General features: G+C 38.5%; 15 protein-coding genes and 14 tRNA genes. 25 read left to right on the top strand and 4 right to left on the bottom strand.

From position 1 onward, the window contains the following. The first annotated feature begins 40 nt into the window (after positions 1-40). The 14 genes from OC457_RS05710 to OC457_RS05775 all read left to right on the top strand — a co-directional run bounded on the left by OC457_RS05710 (position 41) and on the right by OC457_RS05775 (position 1,945). Positions 41-114, top strand: a tRNA-Cys gene (locus OC457_RS05710). Between the two features lie 16 nt (positions 115-130). Beyond that, positions 131-220 (top strand) — tRNA-Gly (locus tag OC457_RS05715). Positions 221-287: 67 nt separating this feature from the next. Next, positions 288-374 (top strand) — tRNA-Leu (locus OC457_RS05720). A 54-nt stretch (positions 375-428) separates the two neighbouring features. Then, positions 429-502: transfer RNA gene (locus OC457_RS05725), tRNA-Cys, on the top strand. 16 nt (positions 503-518) lie between these two features. Further along, positions 519-608, top strand: a tRNA-Gly gene (locus tag OC457_RS05730). Positions 609-672: 64 nt separating this feature from the next. Beyond that, a tRNA-Leu gene (locus OC457_RS05735) sits at positions 673-759 on the top strand. A 53-nt stretch (positions 760-812) separates the two neighbouring features. After that, positions 813-886 (top strand) — tRNA-Cys (locus OC457_RS05740). 16 nt (positions 887-902) lie between these two features. Further along, a tRNA-Gly gene (locus tag OC457_RS05745) sits at positions 903-978 on the top strand. A 170-nt stretch (positions 979-1,148) separates the two neighbouring features. Next, a tRNA-Leu gene (locus OC457_RS05750) sits at positions 1,149-1,235 on the top strand. Positions 1,236-1,289: 54 nt separating this feature from the next. After that, positions 1,290-1,363: transfer RNA gene (locus tag OC457_RS05755), tRNA-Cys, on the top strand. A gap of 16 nt (positions 1,364-1,379) precedes the next feature. Then, positions 1,380-1,455: transfer RNA gene (locus tag OC457_RS05760), tRNA-Gly, on the top strand. 170 nt (positions 1,456-1,625) lie between these two features. Continuing rightward, positions 1,626-1,712 (top strand) — tRNA-Leu (locus tag OC457_RS05765). A 54-nt stretch (positions 1,713-1,766) separates the two neighbouring features. Further along, positions 1,767-1,840: transfer RNA gene (locus OC457_RS05770), tRNA-Cys, on the top strand. Positions 1,841-1,860: 20 nt separating this feature from the next. After that, positions 1,861-1,945: transfer RNA gene (locus OC457_RS05775), tRNA-Leu, on the top strand. 737 nt (positions 1,946-2,682) lie between these two features. Here the strand turns inward: OC457_RS05775 and OC457_RS05780 are convergent. Continuing rightward, positions 2,683-3,438: a hypothetical protein gene (locus OC457_RS05780; RefSeq protein WP_080174802.1), complete on the bottom strand. Its 756-nt coding sequence runs from the start codon at positions 3,436-3,438 to the stop codon at positions 2,683-2,685. Positions 3,439-3,607: 169 nt separating this feature from the next. On the opposite strand from OC457_RS05780, the gene OC457_RS05785 reads away from it, so the two are divergent. From OC457_RS05785 to OC457_RS05810, 6 genes are all read left to right on the top strand, one after another. Further along, positions 3,608-4,807, top strand: coding sequence for a site-specific integrase (locus OC457_RS05785; protein WP_080174803.1), 1,200 nt, complete (start codon positions 3,608-3,610; stop codon positions 4,805-4,807). A gap of 64 nt (positions 4,808-4,871) precedes the next feature. After that, on the top strand, positions 4,872-5,249 hold the full coding sequence (locus OC457_RS05790) for a hypothetical protein (protein WP_080174804.1): 378 nt from the start codon (positions 4,872-4,874) through the stop codon (positions 5,247-5,249). Positions 5,250-5,260: 11 nt separating this feature from the next. Then, positions 5,261-5,812, top strand: coding sequence for a hypothetical protein (locus OC457_RS05795; RefSeq protein WP_080174805.1), 552 nt, complete (start codon positions 5,261-5,263; stop codon positions 5,810-5,812). A gap of 76 nt (positions 5,813-5,888) precedes the next feature. Then, positions 5,889-6,326: a DUF2787 domain-containing protein gene (locus OC457_RS05800; protein WP_080174806.1), complete on the top strand. Its 438-nt coding sequence runs from the start codon at positions 5,889-5,891 to the stop codon at positions 6,324-6,326. Between the two features lie 165 nt (positions 6,327-6,491). After that, positions 6,492-6,704, top strand: a complete 213-nt coding sequence (locus tag OC457_RS05805) for a YMGG-like glycine zipper-containing protein (RefSeq protein ID WP_080174807.1) — start codon at positions 6,492-6,494, stop codon at positions 6,702-6,704. Between the two features lie 157 nt (positions 6,705-6,861). Continuing rightward, entirely contained in the window at positions 6,862-8,022 is a 1,161-nt protein-coding gene (locus OC457_RS05810; RefSeq protein ID WP_080174808.1) for a hypothetical protein, read from the top strand. Positions 8,023-8,029: 7 nt separating this feature from the next. Here the strand turns inward: OC457_RS05810 and OC457_RS05815 are convergent, their stop codons facing one another. The 3 genes from OC457_RS05815 to OC457_RS05825 form a co-directional block, all read right to left on the bottom strand. Beyond that, positions 8,030-10,015 carry a DNA polymerase gene (locus tag OC457_RS05815; protein ID WP_080174809.1) on the bottom strand — a complete coding sequence of 662 codons (1,986 nt, stop codon included), beginning with the start codon at positions 10,013-10,015 and terminating at the stop codon, positions 8,030-8,032. Between the two features lie 62 nt (positions 10,016-10,077). Further along, positions 10,078-11,799, bottom strand: coding sequence for a helix-turn-helix domain-containing protein (locus OC457_RS05820; protein ID WP_159447856.1), 1,722 nt, complete (start codon positions 11,797-11,799; stop codon positions 10,078-10,080). A 72-nt stretch (positions 11,800-11,871) separates the two neighbouring features. Then, entirely contained in the window at positions 11,872-12,522 is a 651-nt protein-coding gene (locus OC457_RS05825) for a hypothetical protein (protein WP_080174811.1), read from the bottom strand. A 772-nt stretch (positions 12,523-13,294) separates the two neighbouring features. Here OC457_RS05825 and OC457_RS05830 point away from each other — a divergent pair. The 5 genes from OC457_RS05830 to OC457_RS05850 are packed head-to-tail and all read left to right on the top strand — an operon-like array spanning position 13,295 to position 19,633. Continuing rightward, the gene (locus OC457_RS05830; RefSeq protein ID WP_080174812.1) at positions 13,295-14,848 is read left to right on the top strand and encodes an HsdM family class I SAM-dependent methyltransferase; all 1,554 of its coding nucleotides are present in this window, start codon (positions 13,295-13,297) and stop codon (positions 14,846-14,848) included. Further along, positions 14,835-15,731: a hypothetical protein gene (locus OC457_RS05835; RefSeq protein ID WP_080174813.1), complete on the top strand. Its 897-nt coding sequence runs from the start codon at positions 14,835-14,837 to the stop codon at positions 15,729-15,731. The genes OC457_RS05830 and OC457_RS05835 overlap by 14 nt, the downstream gene beginning before the upstream one ends. Beyond that, complete coding sequence (locus OC457_RS05840) at positions 15,679-16,161, top strand: hypothetical protein (protein ID WP_080174814.1); 483 nt, start codon at positions 15,679-15,681, stop codon at positions 16,159-16,161. Before OC457_RS05835 ends, OC457_RS05840 begins: the two co-directional genes overlap by 53 nt. Then, positions 16,158-18,329, top strand: coding sequence for an AAA family ATPase (locus OC457_RS05845; RefSeq protein WP_080174815.1), 2,172 nt, complete (start codon positions 16,158-16,160; stop codon positions 18,327-18,329). The genes OC457_RS05840 and OC457_RS05845 overlap by 4 nt, the downstream gene beginning before the upstream one ends. Beyond that, a complete protein-coding gene (locus OC457_RS05850) occupies positions 18,326-19,633 on the top strand; it encodes a 5-methylcytosine restriction system specificity protein McrC (protein ID WP_080174816.1) in 1,308 nt (435 codons plus the stop codon). Before OC457_RS05845 ends, OC457_RS05850 begins: the two co-directional genes overlap by 4 nt. The last annotated feature ends 103 nt before the right edge of the window (positions 19,634-19,736 follow it).

The raw sequence follows: 19,736 nt of genomic DNA on the forward strand, positions 1-19,736 counted from the left end.
TAAGTAATTAACAATAGGCTAGGGAAAACCTAGTAACGTTGGCGCGTTGGCAGAGTGGCTATGCAGCGGATTGCAAATCCGTGTACCTCGGTTCGACTCCGGGACGCGCCTCCATTCTCTTTGAGAATATGCGACACTAGCTCAGCTGGTAGAGCGCAACCTTGCCAAGGTTGAGGTCACGCCTGAGTTTATAAGTTCAGGAACCTCGTGTGTCGCTCCAAATTAAAAGATATTGCTGAAATAGCAGTATTTACAGATGGTGTCTTACCCATCGCAAGAAATTGCGTGCCCTGGTGGTGGAATTGGTAGACACAAGGGATTTAAAATCCCTCGGCGTTCGCGCTGTGCCGGTTCAAGTCCGGCCCGGGGCACCATCTATTTTTGTTGTTAAGTAATTAACAACAGGCTAGGGGAAACCTAGTAACGTTGGCGCGTTGGCAGAGTGGCTATGCAGCGGATTGCAAATCCGTGTACCTCGGTTCGACTCCGGGACGCGCCTCCATTCTCTATGAGAATATGCGACACTAGCTCAGCTGGTAGAGCGCAACCTTGCCAAGGTTGAGGTCACGCCTGAGTTTACAAGATCAGGAACCTCGTGTGTCGCTCCAAATTAAAGAATACGGCTTATGCGGTATTTACAGATGGTGTCTTACCCATCGCAAGAAATTGCGTGCCCTGGTGGTGGAATTGGTAGACACAAGGGATTTAAAATCCCTCGGCGTTCGCGCTGTGCCGGTTCAAGTCCGGCCCGGGGCACCATCTATTTTCGTTGTTAAGTAATTAACAACAGGCTAGGGAAACCTAGTAACGTTGGCGCGTTGGCAGAGTGGCTATGCAGCGGATTGCAAATCCGTGTACCTCGGTTCGACTCCGGGACGCGCCTCCATTCTCTTTGAGAATATGCGACACTAGCTCAGCTGGTAGAGCGCAACCTTGCCAAGGTTGAGGTCACGAGTTCGAACCTCGTGTGTCGCTCCAATTTAAGAATGTTGATGTTATCAGTATTCAGCAATACAAGAGTTGACCCAACAATGTTGAGGTCACACCTGAGTTTACAAGATCAGGAACCTCGTATGTTGCTCCAAATTAAAGAATACGGCTTAGGCAGTATTTACAGATGGTGTCTTACCCATCGCAAGAAATTGCGTGCCCTGGTGGTGGAATTGGTAGACACAAGGGATTTAAAATCCCTCGGCGTTCGCGCTGTGCCGGTTCAAGTCCGGCCCGGGGCACCATCTATTTTCGTTGTTAAGTAATTAACAACAGGCTAGGGGAAACCTAGTAACGTTGGCGCGTTGGCAGAGTGGCTATGCAGCGGATTGCAAATCCGTGTACCTCGGTTCGACTCCGGGACGCGCCTCCATTCTCTTTGAGAATATGCGACACTAGCTCAGCTGGTAGAGCGCAACCTTGCCAAGGTTGAGGTCACGAGTTCGAACCTCGTGTGTCGCTCCAATTTAAGAATGTTGATGTTATCAGTATTCAGCAATACAAGAGTTGACCCAACAATGTTGAGGTCACACCTGAGTTTACAAGATCAGGAACCTCGTATGTTGCTCCAAATTAAAGAATACGGCTTAGGCAGTATTTACAGATGGTGTTTTACCCATCGCAAGAAATTGCGTGCCCTGGTGGTGGAATTGGTAGACACAAGGGATTTAAAATCCCTCGGCGTTCGCGCTGTGCCGGTTCAAGTCCGGCCCGGGGCACCATCTATTTTCGTTGTTAAGTAATTAACAACAGGCTAGGGGAAACCTAGTAACGTTGGCGCGTTGGCAGAGTGGCTATGCAGCGGATTGCAAATCCGTGTACCTCGGTTCGACTCCGGGACGCGCCTCCATTCTCTATTTGAGAATAAAAGCCCGAGTGGTGAAATTGGTATACACGACGGATTCAAAATCCGTTTCCTTCGGGAGTAGCGGTTCAAGTCCGCTCTCGGGCACCAATTCAAATAATAAAGCCTCAGCTCACGCTGGGGCTTTGTTGTTTCTAGCCTAATCAAAAACTTAGCCCTGTCTTTTTCTGGTCAAATTCCTGTCCCATTCCGTTAAAACCACTTCGTGAAACTGCCGTTCCTGCTCATATCCGGGCGTGTTGAAAATTCATAGCCGATTACTGTCCTGTAAATTCCAACATAATCTAACACTTTTTAGGACGTTTAAATGTCCATATCTTGTACGGCAAGAGATTATTTGGTGGTGATGTGGTTGATGGCGTAGCTGGCTATTTAGCGTTGTTAGAGTGCCATTAAACTGCATAAATTGATTTAGTGTTATGTCGAAATGAAGATAACAGTTATAGTTTTTCTATTTTTCGTAATGAGGGTTGGTTTTAAATAATTGATATTAAATGATTATGTTGTGTATTGATTAATGTCGTTGGGGTAAGTACATATCAATTCACACATTGATTGATTCATTTTGTTGAAATTACATATTATTAATATTCCTTGTCATTAATTTAAGTTAATCATGTTTTTTGATAAATGATCTGATGCTAATAACCTTTGAAATAGGCTATTCGTGATTTCTGGCTACTTATGTGTAGCTCTGAGTAATTCTAGTGGAGATTAGAATATAACAGTGATAGTACGGAATTTTATGGCTTTGATAGTGTTTATTGAGTTGGTTGACAGTGAATTTTGTCGCCATTCCTGATTCAATATAATGGCGACAAAGAAACTTACTGATATATTTTTAACGGAGTATTTGGGGATTCTAGTTGATTGAAACTAGCTAATACTGAATCATTAAATATACTTTCATTTTTGCCTTGAGGGTGCTTTGTAATAACAAAATCGATAATGTTACCTTCTATTTCTAATTTTCCGTAAGCATCAACGAATGACTCAGAATCAATTTTAGTTAGCCATTTAATGTTTTGGGTGAGAAAACCTTCAAACCAATTAAACCCAGTTAAGAATAGTATTTTTTGAGGTTGATAATACCGAAGTTCTTCTTGGAGTAACTGGTTACAACCGTCAAACTGCTCATCGCATAACATGTCACTAGGGTTCCCTCCCTTACTTGGTGCTATTTTGTATAAGTTTGACCATACGATGTAAGAAGCCCAATGGTCTATATCGTCGCCGTAAATATTAAACTCTTTCGATATGTTTTTGGTTATTCGCCAGAATGCAGATTTAGCAGTATTGTAGTCTTCTGTATTACCCCAACTATCAATAACCCATTGAAGTGAGCATGTTTCATTCGTTGGTTTTTTATATACTTGTTGTGCTAAATTTGATGGTTCTAATGTTTGTAAAGAAAAATCGTTTCCCCAGCCATTTACAGCTCTTCCGATGATCATGAGTTTATGGTTATATCTATTTCCTTCTTGGGCATTGAAGCTGCAAAGTTCTTTTGTTTGATTATAACGGCTGTTATTTTTTAAATAATTGAGGATCTCATTTTCATAAATTTTTTGAAGGTTGTTCATGCTATACCTTATATTTTGAGAGCATAAAATTCATACCGAATAAAAGGGGCTGATTCTTGGATTGGGGCGGTTTACTTTTTAAATAGTGATAATTTTTTGTCTTTCCGTAATAACATTAACTTCAAACTCATATTACTTCTTTGATTTTGCTACCTAAATTGGAGTTAGCATGAAAAAGAAGTTTAAATTTACCACTACCAACCTCAAATCATTACCATGTAACCCAATAGATTCACCTTCAACAGAGCTTGAATTTTCCGATACAGATGTAACGGGCTTAAAATGCTTATCGGGTAAGACAGGCAGTAAGCGATTCTTATTGCGTTATCAAATCAATGGTAAGAAAACCAGCATTGCTATAGGTCGCTTTCCAGACGTTGATTTATCGACTGCTCGTAAGATTGCTAGGCAATATAAAGCTGAAGTGGCTCAAGGAAGTGATCCCAAGAAGGCGAGGGAACTATCTCAGAAGATGCCTACTATTGGTGACTTCTTTAACAATACTTACTTGCCGTTGGCGCAGAAACGTAAGCGTACATGGAAGGATGATGTGCAGCGTTTTAGCTATCATTGTAATTCTATATCGTTCCTACGTTATGACGAACTAACAGCTAACCATGTCATGCAAATTCAGTTATCCATGAATACGGCAACAAAACATCGAAATGCCTATGCTCCTGCAACCTGTAACCGCGTTATTGCGTTGCTGAAAACAATGGGTAAGTTAGCGTCGCAATTGCTTGATATACAGAATGTGGCTGAACGGGTAGCGTTATTGCCAGAAGATAATGCTCGTACTCGTTATTGTGATGTGCGAGAAACTAAGCAAATCATTCATGCAGCACTGTCTTATCATTGTAAAAGCAGTGGCTCGTTTATCGCATTGTTGTTCTTGATGGGATGTCGTGAGTCAGAATTACGGCTGCGTAAGTGGGCTGATATTGATTTAGACAATAAGGTGATGAGAATACCAAGAACTAAAAATGGTTCTTATCACATCGTTTACTTGTCTGAATTGATGATCGATATACTCAACAACATACCGAAAGTAACTAATAATCCGTATGTCTTTCCCGGACAAAAGATAGGGAAGCCTATTTATCGTCCTTACTATGCGTTTGAAGTTATTAAGCAACGGGCCAATGTCGATAACCCTGATGAAGTGGTTTTTCATACCGCTAGGCATTCCGTTGCTAGTAATTTGATTTCAAATGGGATGGATATTAGTTCGGTGCAGAAGTTGTTAAATCATCGAAGTATTGAAAGTACGCTGCGTTATGCCAAGTTAAGTGAAGGTAAGCAACGGGAAACATCACAACGCTTGTCTAACTTAATAACTGATTACAATCCGCTAGATAACAACAAGTAAAAATACAATCAAACGCCCCATGATCATTAGATCATGGGGCATTTTTGTATCTGGAGAAAATGAAATGAAATTAATTAAAAATATTCACGATATTGCTCGCCTAGGGTTAGCGCCTGACATTGAGCAAGCGTTAATACACCATCTTATTGAGCCGTTTGATTTTTATATTGAATCAGCACAAGACATATGGAGAGAAATCAATACCACGCTCTACTATATCGAGCCAAGTGATAGCGATGACTCATTAAGCAAAGTAGATGAAGCTGATCAATCGATGCTGCGATTTGTTAAGAACTATCCTGAGTTCGTTGATGAAATTAGTAATAGTCATTTGCTTGCACTCGCCATTATCACCAGTGATGGCGGTGGCTGTTATGTATTTGCACCATTATCAAGTCAAACCCATATCGTAAATGAATTAAAAACCCACCTAAATAATTAAGGATAAATATCATGTCTAATAAGAATAAAAATGATGCTGTTGTTGAAAATAACGTAAATGAAATTAATGTGCCAGAAATGGAAGCAGCACAAGATGAAGTTGTTATTGCTATTGAAGAACCTGTATCAAAGGAAGTAAAACCTGAAGTACCTGCAATTGATAAGCATCTACTAGGTTACTCATTAATTGTAGAAAATGGCAAAGCTCTAAAGCTTAGCCCTAAGACGCAAAACCATGTGTTCTACCAGATTGCTACTCAAGATGATGACGAGTCACTTCACATTCGTTTAAGTGGTAATGAGGGTGGTGGTTTGCACTCTAAAGAATGGATTTCAGTGAATGCCATTATTGAAGTGCTTGATGCAATGAAAGACCAACCTATTAAAAGTACTATTTTAAAATCGGTATTTATCGGCTCTAGTACAAATAATGCTGCGTTCCTTGCTGCTGTACTTCGTAGTAATGAAATTGGGTTGCTCATTCAATCTGAAAAGAGTGTATTCATCCATAAATTGTCGGCTGATTATGAAAACCGTAAAACTGAGTTACTTAACATTAATTAACCCACTGACATTGCAGTAATTCATACCACTCACGTTCGCTGAGTACCTTCCGCAACAAAATCTAAAGAGAGAATGTATGTACTTAACTTTTAACGTTGAGCGATTGCTGCTGCCTGTGACAGCAGATTTGCAGCAGAAATTACAACACATCGCTACCCAACATAATTTACCTACCACATCAACGTCAGCATTAACCTTCAACTTTCGTGACACTGGATACAGTGCTGAAAGTGGTGGCTGGCATCCTGTTGAAATCCGTATTGAGCAGGAAAATGACCAATGGCATTTCAGCTACATCACTGACTTTAGTTATGTCGGCTACCCATATCCTGAGCTGGCTAAGGAAGTTGATTTTGACTTTGATAATAATCGAGCAAGCGTTTTATATAGTTGGGAAGAAGTAATAACAGATACCCGAGTTGCTGAGTTTTATCAAATGTGGGAACACAACTTTGTAGCTTATGTCGAGATGGAAGCGTTTGACGAAATCAAAGTAACAGTAGAAAACCAATGACGTTCTGAAAGACAGGACGAGGACAGGAGGGCACACGTTGCTCTTTACCATAGTAGGCGCTAGTGCATTACACCATGAGTTACAAGGTGTGATGTGCTGGCGTTTTGCGTTTTAACAACAATCCCAACGGATACACCAGCCGTTGGGTAAACAAGAGGTAAAGCAATGAATAATCGAGGAAGCTTATTAACAGCTTCGGTTGTTGTGAGCAAAGATAAAGATGAAACACGTTACGAAATCAAACCATCACGTAAAGGTGCTATTACAGGAGCCGTGACTGGTATTGCTATTGGTCGTTTCTTTGGCCCTGTAGGGATGGCGACTGGTGCATTGGTCGGTGGAACATTGGGCTATGTTATTGGGAGTGATGATGACTAAACCATAGATAAGATAAAAGTGGTGGTGACTTGATGAGTTGCTACTACTTTTACTCATATCACTCAGGGGTTATGATCTGGCTAATTTTTTTAAGTGGACTTTTCACCTTTTAAGAATTTCTTTTTAAATGCACGATGTCCACTTTCAGGAGTGTGTTATGGCAAAAATTGTAGGGTATAAATTTGAAGATAATGACCCCGATATTAATTTTTTGAAGGCTCGTTTCGGTGGGGATCTTAGTATCTTTAACTCTGAGTATGAGCGTGAGCACAGACCAGGATCAATTTATGGTTTTAGCAGTTTTGAACTGTTACCCGTCTTATGTGAACATCCTGAGTGGTTAGAAGGGTATTGGTGCGACTTATTAGAAAAGAGCCAAGGGTTGCTGAGTAGGTGGAGTACTGAAGAGCAGCATAAAATATACACATTCTTGCACAACAAAGAGCACACCATCGCTACGGTAGATGCAGAAGTACTTGAATCATATTCTCAATTTGAAAGTTTGATGAAGAGTTTTAGCCAACGCGTCTCTGGTGACTGTACATTAACTACCCGAGAGGTTAGTCAAATAATCCGTGAATTAGAATCTGTATTTTTTGCGTTTATTGATGAAGGAGAAAATAAACGTATATATACAACTGGTTGTAATGTCACATCTGGTTATGAAGTGTACGGATACCATATTGCAGCCACGAAAGCAGCTGTCTTAATAAGATGGCTATTTCGTTACTTTAGTACACCGAGGGAGGGATTTAATACAGGTTATTTTATCTTGACTCCTTTTTGCTATGCCTTGGTAGCTGGTGCTATGAATCGTAAAAATAAGCACCAGCTAGAACGGGAAAGTAAATCTAAAGACGTGCAGGATATTAACGTCAGAAAGCACCTGCCCGATTCTGTGGATCAATTTGTACTACAGAAAATTGCAGGCGGCTCTAACACGATAAAATTAGCTAACTTATTCCGTGATACTTATATCAAAGCATGGGTTTACCATAAATTAATGACATGTGAAGATGGGAGATTTTTAACGCAAAAATCATTAGTTATTGATCTGCAATATGAATATCAAAAATTAATCGATTTATTACCGCCTAATGTTTATAAGCAACTGCTTACTAATAAGGATAAGGGGGATAGCGACGCAACTTATAACCGTATTCTTAAAGAGATTCGTTCACCCGCCTGCATAATAAATAAATACAAAACGCTAGGGCTAGAATCACCCATGGATACGATGATAAGGAGACAGTTTGGGGCTCCCTCTGATTTAGAGAAAGCCATTATGCAAGAAAGAATGCGCAATTTTCTGGGGTAATTATCAGTTATCTAGTTACTGTTAACCAATTCTCTACACTGTTGTCATCACCATCTTTAGTCCAGCATGATGGGCAAGAGTAATTAAGGTCTACCCGTGGTTTTAGCTGTGGGTAGTACTCCATGATCACTTGGATCATTACCTGTTCTGTCAGTTCCGCCATTTCCTTAAGGTTCTCTAATGGCGCTTCAAAAACAAAAGCATCGTGAACAGCTAAGATAATTTTTGTATCGTAGGCTTTGTAAAGGTTACGCAATCGGCAACCTGCCACCTTAAATAAAGCTGCTGCAGTTCCCTGTACTGGCATATTCACCATCCATTTACGAGTATTATATGGGGTTGCACTAGCTGATACGTGGCGTTGTAAGCCTGTGGCTGTACTAACGTATCCACGAAGAAAGCCGTATTGTGGCTGGGTATGCATTGCTTGTTTCAATATTGGGAACATCGCTAAGAATTTATCCATTTGTAGCTGTGCTTGTTCTTCAGTGATTTTTAGGCGAATAGCCAGTCCATGAGCAGATAAACCATAGATAATACCTAGAGTGCATTGTTTCATCACATCACGTTTATCTTTATGTTTGTGCTTAAAATCATCTGAATTGGCAACTTGATCTTCTGGTGATAGCGAATCCTTGAAGAAATCCTGCGCCATTGCCGAGTAAATATCACCTTGATTGAATTTAGCTATCAGGTTTTCGTCACCGTACACAGCTGCTGTAATGGCAATTTCAATTTGAGAGTAGTCAGCTTCACAAATACCATAGCCTTCAGGAGCAATGATTAAAGGGCGTAGCACTCCTGGTAAACCAAGTAGATTAGGTTTAGCACAGGATTGGCGGCCAGTGACTACTTCCATCTGCTTATGGTCAGGATGTACACGACCATCACAACCTACGATACTTGATTGTAAAAGTACATCTTTTAGAATGGCTTGTACTTTCTTGAAGTCACTTAGTAATCGAATGCAAGGACTCCTATGAGCAAGGTCTTTTAGTTGTTGTTTATCAAAACTATAACCGTCCTGTTTTTTAAACCAGTCTAAGATACCTTGTTTGTCGAAGAATGCCTGAAGTTGTGTGTGACTGTTAGGATTATCTAGCCCCGATGCCTGTAATTTATGGCGCAGTAGATCAAGCTTCTTAGTACCTTGCTCTAATACTCTATTACATAAAGCCCTGTTGACAGCGACACCTGTCCATTCCATTTCTGCATTAACGGTTACCCAAGGCATTTCGACAGTCATTAAGTGGTGTCCGATGCCTTGTATCATGGTTTTTTGTTTTTGTGCGCAATATAGCTGAGCACCGATAATTGTATCTTCAGCCGCATAATCATGCTGTTCAGCCGTAAACACCGTTAGGTCATCTTGTAAAAATGACTGCTGCATTGCTTGTTTAGTCTGTGCAAATTTATGTTCTAAACCATAACGTGCTGCTACCTTGTCTAGGCTGTATTGCAGTAGGGTTTCATCACCATTTTCACCTGTAGATTTTGAATGATGTTTACCTAGATAAATTGCTCGTTCTGCAATGAGGGTATCCCACCAAATGGCTGGTTCTACTAGTCCTAATTGCCAGATGCATTGTAATTCAGCTTTAGCGTTATGAGCGATATAAGTCGTAGGGAAGCTGAGTAAGGCTTGTAACAACGTCAGTTCTAAAGGCGCTGTTAAATCAATCACTGCTGTAATTAATTTAGTATCTGACAGTACTGTTATTGACATAAGCAAAGGTTTAACACTGCGAATATCAGCTTTATCCCCTTGAGGCAATATGATAGGCGGCTTTGTGAAATTGAACTCAAAATCAATGCAAACCGCACTGATAGGGCACTGACTGATAGCATCGATCCACTCTTGTAGCTTTTTATCGTCATTGATAATTGTTATATCTTTGGTGTAACAATATCTTTCAACAGGAAGAATGGTTCGTGTAGTTGTTGCAGGTTTAGCTCGCTGAAATCTTTGTTGTAGTGCTGGTGATAATGACATGATTTATATTCTCGATACTCAGTTGATTGCGCCTCATTGATAGAGGCACAAATGACTTTTTATTATTTGTAATGACGTCTAACTGTTCTGACACTGATATTTAAAGCTGTGGCAATATCCGATTGCTTTAAACCTTGCTTTTTCAGGCGCTGGACATTGAAGGTAGTGGTTTTAAGGCGGTTTTTCAGGTGCGTGTTTAAACCGAAGTACTCTCGTATACCTGTCAGGTTGTCGAACTCAGCGGTGTAAGGTAAGCCTTCAATACAATCATTCTGGTAGGTAATGATTTCTCGTGTATTAGTGAACGGGCGTACACGACCCACAGTTTGAATGACAGTTCCCATTTCTAAAGTTTGAAGCATAGGGTTAGCTAACATCGCTATGTCAGTAAATCGATACTGATCATCTACGGAGGCTATGCGTCTGCGAGGTTGCCCTGTGACAGATATGGTTAAGTCGATGTGATCTATTTCTGCACGGTTATCCTGAAGACTTTTGCTTAGAATGTCAGGTGTAATGTAGAAGCTGTTCAAGCAGTAAGCACAGTCAAACTGCTCAAATTTATTGATGCCAATAACCCCATAATGAATGATAGGGATCTGATTGCTACCACCTTCATAGTCAGCACCGTTAACAACTTTTAAATGTGGTGCATCAAGGCTGACAAGTAAGGCATTAATCTCATTGATGCATTGCTCTACACGACTTTTTTTTGAGATCAGCATTACCCGCTTTCCTTCCTGTAATCGCTTTAATGTCAGCTGGGTGAAGAAGTATAAAATTTGCTTTCTGTTACCACTGAAGTTGGTATTTGTGCCTGTAGAAGATGCAATATTTAGCCATGTAGTGGCTTCGCCTAAAAAGCTGTAATCTTGATATGGCGATACGAATGTGACTTGTAATCTATGGTTGAGCACTTCAAGGGCAACAGTTCCGCTGTACAGCAGCACAGGCAAATCTCGTAGCACGGGTGAAGATGCAAAACACACGTTACGCCCGTGTTCCACCTGTCTTGACTCAATTGGCGATAAACATAGTTCTTTTAACAGAGGGTAGATGTTACGGAACCCGCTGCCATATAGCGTTATACCTGCTTCTAAAATTTGAAGCAGTGAGCTTTGCTTTAGTTGGGGGGCTGACCATGCAGAACGCTGTTGTATGTCAGAATTTGAAGCCCGAGAGAGAGTCTGTAACCAGTTCTTCAAGTCTAGAGACTCACTCTCTTGGGGTACGGTATCAATAGCATTTATAAAGCATTGAATGTCATGCTGGCTGATCGATTTAGTGTAAGATGTTAGCGATACTGCTGCTTCGTCAAAAATAACTAATGGCTTAACTGCTTCTGTTTTCCCCATAAGAAAACGGATAAAGTCAGAGTTGTTTTTTAAGTGTGCTTGTGTTGCAAATACTACCTGAGTACCTGTCAGCGCCTTAGAGCTGTACTGCTTTAACCAATCACAAGATTGCTTATGAGGACAATTACCGCATAGTTGTTTCTTTGCCACTTGGCTAAGACCGTTCTTCTCAAAAGCCACCCACTTTTCATTATGCTCACCACATATTTTTTGTGGTCTAGGTTCAATATTCATAACCTTGATGCCTGTCTCTGGTTGACGAATTAATGCTCGTTCATCGATAAGCGCTCTTGTTGGAAGTAGCACAATGATTAGATCGTAATCTTGTAAAGCCATCTTGATCACTGAATCCATGTTGTGTGATTTACCAACGCCTACAGACCAATTTATCAGTACGTGCTGATGCTGCTCGATATGATCAAGTATCACTTCCGCTGAGTTCCTTGCTCTGAAGTCAGAGAGTGCCGAAGCACCCTCGATTAAGTTGTAGCAGCCAGTCATTTAGGCTTGCTCTGGGCTAAGGAGAGAAAGCATTGTTCGGATACAAGGGAAGTCTGCAAGCTCCTCATTACTGTATGAGCGGTAAATATCAGACAAGGCAATTTCATTCTCATCTAATTGTTTAGTACAAGTTTGAATCGCTTGTTGATCTAATGGCAGCGTTGCAGGTAAGGGCTGCACGTTCACTGTGAATTGATAGTTTTCACGTGACACCATAAATAGTTGTTCTTGCTCGAAATCTACAAGGTTTAGCAACTGAGGCAGCAGTGCAGTGGGTGATTGGTTGTCGCCCATAGATAGTACCTCTACTGCTCTTGATAGCGGGTTGTAAACTGGCATAAGGTGTCGTTTAGTTGCCTTGTTACCTATACGGCAAAGGGAGCAATTTTCGCCATTGCATTTTGCGTAACCACGAAATTCATCATAGTCGGTGTAGTGAACGACTGCTGTTTCCACCGTGTCAGAGATGAAAACGATAGGGCTAGGGCTTTGGCTGACCTTAAAACCTCTTAGCTGGTGAGCTACTGGTTGCTCTGGTGCATAAGCTAGTTTCGATTTAGCCAGATCGGCGAAATTCATTTTCGTTGGTGCTGTTGTAGTTACTTGCGTTGCTGTGGTTTTGCTCGCTTGCAGGGAAGTAAAAGATGACATGATGTGTCCTTAAAATCGATGAATGTATGGTTGCTGCTGATTGGTTTAGCAGATGCAGCCCATTCTAGGAGAGACTTTAAATACGTCACGTCATGATGATCTCAAGTGGGTGATTGAAGATTTTTAGCTAGAAATTGGTGGGTTTTGGGATGATTTTGTACAAGTGGACATCTTGTATTTAAAAGAAAAACGATTAAAAGGTGAAACGTCCACTTTGGGCTGAGGTGTGCCATTTACTAATTTATTGAACAGGAGGTCAAAAAATCATCATGTTCATAAGCAGTAGGGGGCGACAATGGTTGAACCTACAAACTTTTTCCTGATTCAATTGACCGGGCTTGGTTATGCAACCACTGTTGATGAGTGCAAGAGCGCTAAGCGTACTTGGGGGAAACATGCCGTCCCTGTGACGGAAATAATTAGTAAGTTCGTAAGGTATTACTAGGGTATTATCCTACAATGGTTTTTTTCAAGTTATTCCCGTTTGGGAGTATGTATGAAGTAATGGAACGATTAGCTAAGGTGTAAGATGAGTGTTTTGGATATGGTTTCAATTTTGTTTGAGTATCGTTGTGCCAAAGTTAATTAACAATATAGAGCTTAATTGGCATATGCAGTTAGCTGCTGGCTTATAGAGGGAATAAAAAGCATAGTTCACATCTGACCTTTGAGTTGCTCTCTTTTATTATTTTAAAGTTTTCGCTTAAAGTAATAGAATAGGTACTTATTCTATCATTATTCACCTTTATTAAATTTAAGTTGTTGTTTAAAAATGGAAAAAATTAGTAAAAATAAAAAAATTGGTGATTTCTATTGGGCGCATGCAGATATTCTGCGTGGGATAGGGATTAATGAGTCCGTGTATGATCAGCGAATTTTAGCTTTCATGGCGCTTAAGTTATTGATTGACAATCACAAGTTGAAGTTTAATTTTGATTATAAAAATCAGTTTGGTTTAGAACCAGATATGTATCACAAATACGCAGGTGAAAATTCTAAACAAACACTTATAAATTTGATCGATAATATTGGAGAACAGGGTAAGAATCTAAAATTTTTTGACCAGCAGCCAAAATATAATCCTGACGCAATGACTAGAAATGTCTTGGAGTTCATAAACTATAAGCGCACCTTCTCATTAGTTAATTACATTGAAGAAGTTGAACCACATTACTTAGAAATGATTCTTGATATTTACCAAGAAAAAGCTGATTTCACCGATTATCCCAAAGATAAATACAAAGACCTTTACGAGGTGACGATTGCGCGAATGAAGAAGTTGTCAGGCGATTTAACAGGACAACACTTTACGCAACAATCAATCATTCATTTGATGTGTGCCAGTGTTCTCGAAGATATGAAAAAGTCACGTAGTAAAGTTCTGGCAATTTATGATCCGGCTTGCGGAACTGGTTCAATGTTAATGGAAGCGGCTGACTACTTTGCACATCATACAAATAAACCAATCCAAGTTTATGGGCAGGAATATCACGGTCAAACATGGTTTCTGGCAAAGGTGTTTTTGGAAATTAGCGATATTGAAAATACCATTGCTTATGGAAATACGCTCACCAACCCAGCCTTTGACAAGATTAATGGAAAAGATAGTTTTGATTTTATTATTGCCAATCCACCTTTCGGAGTGGACTGGAAGCATGACTATGATGAAGTTATTTCTAATATGGCACTAGAAGAAAACTCTAATTACCTGGTCGTAAAAAATGCTAAAGATAAAATAGTGACGCCTAAAAAGAGTGATGGTCAATTTCTTTTTATGATGCATATTCTCAAATTATTACAAGTGAGTAAAAAAAGTCATAAGCGCGCTAAAGCAGCAATTGTTACGAATAGCACACTTGCATCAACGGGTAAACAAGGCGGGGCTGAAGCGAATATTCGACAAGCCATATTTAAGCTTAATAATCTAGTTGCTCTACTAGAGCAGCCAAACGCAATGTTTACGAATACCAGTATTAGTTCACATATTTGGTTTTTTGATAATCAGCATAAATCTAGTCAAGCTCAGTTGCTCAAAGCTCAAACTGATGAATATTCAATGTTTGTGCCACATCCTCAACCAAAAGATAAAATGAAAAACGCTTATAGTAAATTAAACATTGAACAATTATTAAGTTATTTCAAAAATGATGCTGACTACATATCTAAATCTGTAGATACAAAAAAAATGCATGAATTAAATGTAAGTCAGCTTATTGGTCATAAAGCAGTTGTGGCGGACCTTTCACTTGCTGAACTCTTTAATAATATCGAACAAGAGCTAAATGCATTGTGTGATTTAAAAGGAAATTTATATGAAATTAGATAATGAGATAAGACATTACTTTAAACGCTGGCAAGCAGAACAAAACGTTTATAAAGAAATTGATATAGATAAAGAAGAATTTGAGTATAAAAGCTTAGCTGATGAAGAATACTTTAAATTTAAAAATGGAATAGCAAGATATACTAAGAAATATGCAATAAATAACTCTGGTTTAATACCTATGCTTGGCAGCTCATTGAAGAATGATTGCATAGCATACTTTGTAAAAGAAGAAAAGAACACAGATATAATAAATCAACCTTGTGTTTCCTTTAACAAGGATAATGCGAAGGGAAGTCGAGCTTTTTTCAGGGATTGTCCTTTTGTAATGGATCGTCATCACGTCTGCATTTTCTCAAAAAAAGTAGACCCAGAGTATTTGTGCTTAGCTTTAGATCGAATTTTAATAGCTCAAAAGTATGGATGGGGAGAAAATGTTGCAAATCCAAGTGAAGTTAAGAAACAGCATTTACTCGTTTCCATTACTAGTAATGCTAACATTGTTGAAAAATCATTAGTTCGATTCATTGAATATTATAAAATACAATTTAATCAATACCGACAATTAATCTCCCAACTCAAATCACAAGTTGAATCTTTTGATAAGGCATTCTTACCAGCGATATATTCTGCCAAAAAAGATCCGTTCATTGTGGAGTATTTTGACCTATGGGCCCAAAAGAATAAAAAAGAACTTTCACTTACATCTATTGACTTCGAGTATGTACCGCTATTTGAAAATACTGATAATATCAACTTGACAGGTTCAAAAAGTCTAGGTAATCACGACGATATTAAACACATTGAGGATGCAGATGGCCTGCCTGTTTTCGATGCCTCATCTTCAATATTATGTCACATATCAGAATCAAAATTATCCAGATAAAGTATTTGAGGTTAAGGATGAAGAAAATCCAGATATTTCTTTTGCATCAGAGGGGAATTCATCTGCGGGCACGAATTTTCATATCCATAGTGGTAAGTATTTTGTAAATAATCATAGGACGGTTGTTAAGTTTCTAACAAATAAGTTTTACAGCAAATATGTTTACTATCGACTCTTGAATATGAAAGAAGAGTATGATTTTAAAAGAGGTTACACTCCTTCACAGTCGAAATTAAAAAGCTTAGATGTATCTCTCTGGCTGCCAAAGGGGGATGATTCTTTAGAAGTTCAAAAGAATATAGTCGAATTTATTGAAGAATGGCGAAACTGGCGAGATGAAATATTTCAACGTGTTGATAAATTAAGCGAGTCGCTTGATCAAGCTGAAGAATTACTGATTGCAAAAACCTTTAAAGGATCTGAAGAATGACATTTACGGAAGAACAAAAAAAAGAAATCTACAATCAAATAAATGAATTCAATAAACAACCTTCAGACCCAACGCGCGCAAATAGTGATCCTTTTGCAAAAGCTTATTTATATGTAGACGAAGCTATAGCGAAAGATAGGGCAAAGTTTGTTGCATATTTAATTGAACAAGGAAATATTGAACCACCCAAAAAAGTTATAGATTTGGCTTTTGGAAGTGGCTCATTGACCGCCCATATCCTTCTAGATAATGCTCTTAATGTTGATGAGGTTGTTTTTAATGATAAAAACACAGACAAAACAAATCAATTAATTGTATTAGAAACTATAAGCAAAGTTACTAATGAAGATTTTTTGGAGGGACTTAGCACAAGTGAACGATATGATTGGGTTGTTTTTAATCCTCAAATAGGTGGAGGGTATACTGATGGTGAATCTGGCTTAGAAAGTGGATCAGAGATCCAACTTTCAGAACTACCAATAGAGGACTTCCTAAAGAATAAGCTCAGTGTTGATTTTAATTTTTCGGTCAACACTGATGAGTCGGAAAGATGTATTACAATAACTTCTGATGATGCTACGAAGCAGGCGATGTCATCAAAATTAAGCAAGCTTAAGATTTGGAATTATTATGATGTTTTATATCGCTCTGGAACAAGTAAACTAGAAGGTAATAAGACAAATATCGTGAGGTTCCGTAAAAATCTAGATTTAATTGTCAATGATCAGCACACTGTTATTTTTTTAGGAGATGAAAAACACTTTAGAATCCTCTTTGCTGATTATCCTAATGTCTATCGTTATATGGCAGATGGTAAAGAGTTGTTTGTTGCTAAAAAGTCAGGTGAAGACAAAACGACCTGCTTTGAGCTGTTAGATGGACAATTTGTAGAAAATCAAAGTGGTAAAAAGTCAGGTTTAGGTAACTCAGAACTGGGTAGTTTAGAGGAACTTATGTTGGGCCTTAATCAGTCTCTTCTTGGATTTCAAGACTACGCTCAACAAAACCCTTTTGGTAAGCTAGGTGAAATGAATTCTAAGCTTTCTTCTCGTCAGGTGACAAGTCTAAACATTGATAAGAATAAGCAAGAAGAGTCGGTAGTAAGTCAGCCAGATAAGGCTCATGAATACGACAAAAATTTCTACAAAAATATCTTATTAAAAGGCGTTCCCGGTACAGGAAAGTCTCGTCTGCTTGAAAAAATTATCGAGAATAAACTAAACATTTCTAAATCAGATAGAGATCATCATGTTTTACGTGTCAATATTCATTCGGCATCTTCTAATGCTGACTTAATGCAAGGGATTGCTGTTTCAACTTGTGATGGAGCAATTACCTACGATGAAAAAAGAGGCTTAATATTCGATTTAATCTGTCGAGCATGCCAATACCCAAACCAACCTTTTGTTCTAGTACTAGAAGAGATTCAAGAAAATAGCCTTAATGAGCTAATTGGTGATTTGATTTATCTAATTGAGCCTGACAAGCGTGCAAATTTATCGACAATTAGTGACTCCTTGACTGGTAATAGTTTCTTGGATCTTATAGAACAGTATGTCGCACTCAATCCAGATATCCAGTATGTCAAGATTCCGAATTTGGTCTCTTTGGGTGAATATAGGAAGATGATTTTACCAGCGAACTTGTTTGTTTTTTGTACTTCAAACTATCGAGATGATAAAAAAATCATAGAAGATAATTTACTCAGGCGCTTCGAAGTTATCGATCTTTACCCACAAGCTGAAGTTGTAAAAAAATATTCAGCATCGGGGGTGTCAACGTTTTTAGAACATCTGAATGATCGAATAATTGATGTTTTAAATCATGAAATACATCCAGATCGCTTTCAAATAGGTCATGCAATTTGGTTGAATATAAAGGACGAACCTTCCTTTGCCAAAGCTCTTTATAAGACTCTGGTTGAACTGAAAGAAATCCGAGAGATTCAACCTAATGACTTGGAGAAAATTTTTTCAGGCTTAAAAGGTTTCAAAAGTTCTGACACTGCCATTGATCCATTAATTGCAAATGTTCTTAACTCATTTGAACCCTCAAACCTTATTCAAATGGTTAAATATTTGCAGTCGGTAGCATATGGTGATCTGATGTCTTTAATTGATAATAAAGATGCTGATAAAGAGGTTGAGGTAGCCGAGGTAAGTGAGTGAGCACTCAAGTTATTTTTATAAGTGAGTCCGACAGCCTTGAAGATGTTTATCAGGCAAATCCTGCTTTTGATGGTGGCTTTCCAAGAGAACTCGCATTTTTATTTAATAAGAAAAACAACAATTATGTTGGTTATGCGCTTTTTGAGCATGGCGATAAGTTTTTTAAAGTTTTTGTGCTTCCGAAGATAATAGATAATGGTTTATCTGAAGAGCAAAAGATACGTTTTTTCGTAAGTTATTTGGCTAAGGTACACGAACTTGACCAATCTGATCTTAAAAAGGCTAAGCAACTACCACTAGAACTCGCTTACCTAAAAACAGACGCGGAGTACTCGGCTCAAAAAGAAGACGTTGATATTGATGATTTCAGAGTTGTTAAATATTCGCAGTTGTTGAATGACATTGAACTTTTTTTTAGAAATTGTAAGGCAACAGCGACTCATACGATAAATTATGCTTCTCAGTCTATTCAGCATAAATTGGATCTACGAAAAAATATAACTGCACTTGATAAATCTCGTATTCATCAAAATAAAAAGAAGACTATTCCCTACTCTGAATTAGCAAAAGTCGCTTATGCAGCTGTACGATTATTCTTACAATATAAAGAAGAGTTGCTTTCAAAACCTAAACATCTAAAATTGAGGCAGCAAGCATCATCTCTGAGTGTCTTTTTAGCTAAAAAGTTTAATGTTCCGAGGGGATATAGTTTGCACCTTCAGGCTTTAGCTGGAACTTCTATTTTTAAGCTTTTTACCAAGAACCCTGCAAATAGAAATGTCTATCTAAGCATTTTGACGCTGTTTGGTTTGGAGCGGTTTTGGGATGAAGATAGAGCCGACATTCGACTTGATATGTATGGCGAATATTTTTTCTTCAGACCTGAGAAAGTTTTTGAGTTGTTGGTTCACGAATATCTGTCGACAGAATATGGTGTAAAACAAGATCAGATAAAGCCTCAAATTCAGCAATCTTACCCAACTTATGTAACTGGGTATGATAGAGGATTTAGTAATAAATCAATACCCGACCATATGTTTTCAACTGACGAATGTTCCGTTTTAGTGGATGCCAAATGGAAGATTCTCGATCTTAGTAAAGATAAGAAAAGTCCATTTGATGCTTTGGATTTATTGAAGTTGGAACGTGATTCTCGTGTACGTAGAAATGATAAAGATAAAGTAGAACATTTATTGGCCTACCCAGTGGTGAAGGGGGTTACTCCCCCTATTTATGTTAAAACTGAATATAACAAAACTGACATATTTAACTTTAAGGTAATTCAGGTTCCATTTGATTTGTGATTAAACTTAGATATAAGAGATTTGGGTTAATTTGAAAAAACGTAGTTTATGTGTTGTATATATGAGTAAATAGCAATTGTTAGATCTTAATAAATCTAGTCTT

Origin of the sequence: Photobacterium toruni, from assembly GCF_024529955.1 — a bacterium.
Lineage (GTDB): Bacteria > Pseudomonadota > Gammaproteobacteria > Enterobacterales > Vibrionaceae > Photobacterium > Photobacterium toruni.

Excerpts from the sequence above, each read along its gene's own strand:
- OC457_RS05780 (WP_080174802.1), bottom strand. The coding sequence starts at position 3,438 with ATGAACAACCTTCAAAAAATTTATGAAAATGAGATCCTCAATTATTTA.
- OC457_RS05785 (WP_080174803.1), top strand. The coding sequence starts at position 3,608 with ATGAAAAAGAAGTTTAAATTTACCACTACCAACCTCAAATCATTACCA.
- OC457_RS05790 (WP_080174804.1), top strand. The coding sequence starts at position 4,872 with ATGAAATTAATTAAAAATATTCACGATATTGCTCGCCTAGGGTTAGCG.
- OC457_RS05795 (WP_080174805.1), top strand. The coding sequence starts at position 5,261 with ATGTCTAATAAGAATAAAAATGATGCTGTTGTTGAAAATAACGTAAAT.
- OC457_RS05800 (WP_080174806.1), top strand. The coding sequence starts at position 5,889 with ATGTACTTAACTTTTAACGTTGAGCGATTGCTGCTGCCTGTGACAGCA.
- OC457_RS05805 (WP_080174807.1), top strand. The coding sequence starts at position 6,492 with ATGAATAATCGAGGAAGCTTATTAACAGCTTCGGTTGTTGTGAGCAAA.
- OC457_RS05810 (WP_080174808.1), top strand. The coding sequence starts at position 6,862 with ATGGCAAAAATTGTAGGGTATAAATTTGAAGATAATGACCCCGATATT.
- OC457_RS05815 (WP_080174809.1), bottom strand. The coding sequence starts at position 10,015 with ATGTCATTATCACCAGCACTACAACAAAGATTTCAGCGAGCTAAACCT.
- OC457_RS05825 (WP_080174811.1), bottom strand. The coding sequence starts at position 12,522 with ATGTCATCTTTTACTTCCCTGCAAGCGAGCAAAACCACAGCAACGCAA.
- OC457_RS05830 (WP_080174812.1), top strand. The coding sequence starts at position 13,295 with ATGGAAAAAATTAGTAAAAATAAAAAAATTGGTGATTTCTATTGGGCG.
- OC457_RS05835 (WP_080174813.1), top strand. The coding sequence starts at position 14,835 with ATGAAATTAGATAATGAGATAAGACATTACTTTAAACGCTGGCAAGCA.
- OC457_RS05840 (WP_080174814.1), top strand. The coding sequence starts at position 15,679 with ATGCCTCATCTTCAATATTATGTCACATATCAGAATCAAAATTATCCA.
- OC457_RS05845 (WP_080174815.1), top strand. The coding sequence starts at position 16,158 with ATGACATTTACGGAAGAACAAAAAAAAGAAATCTACAATCAAATAAAT.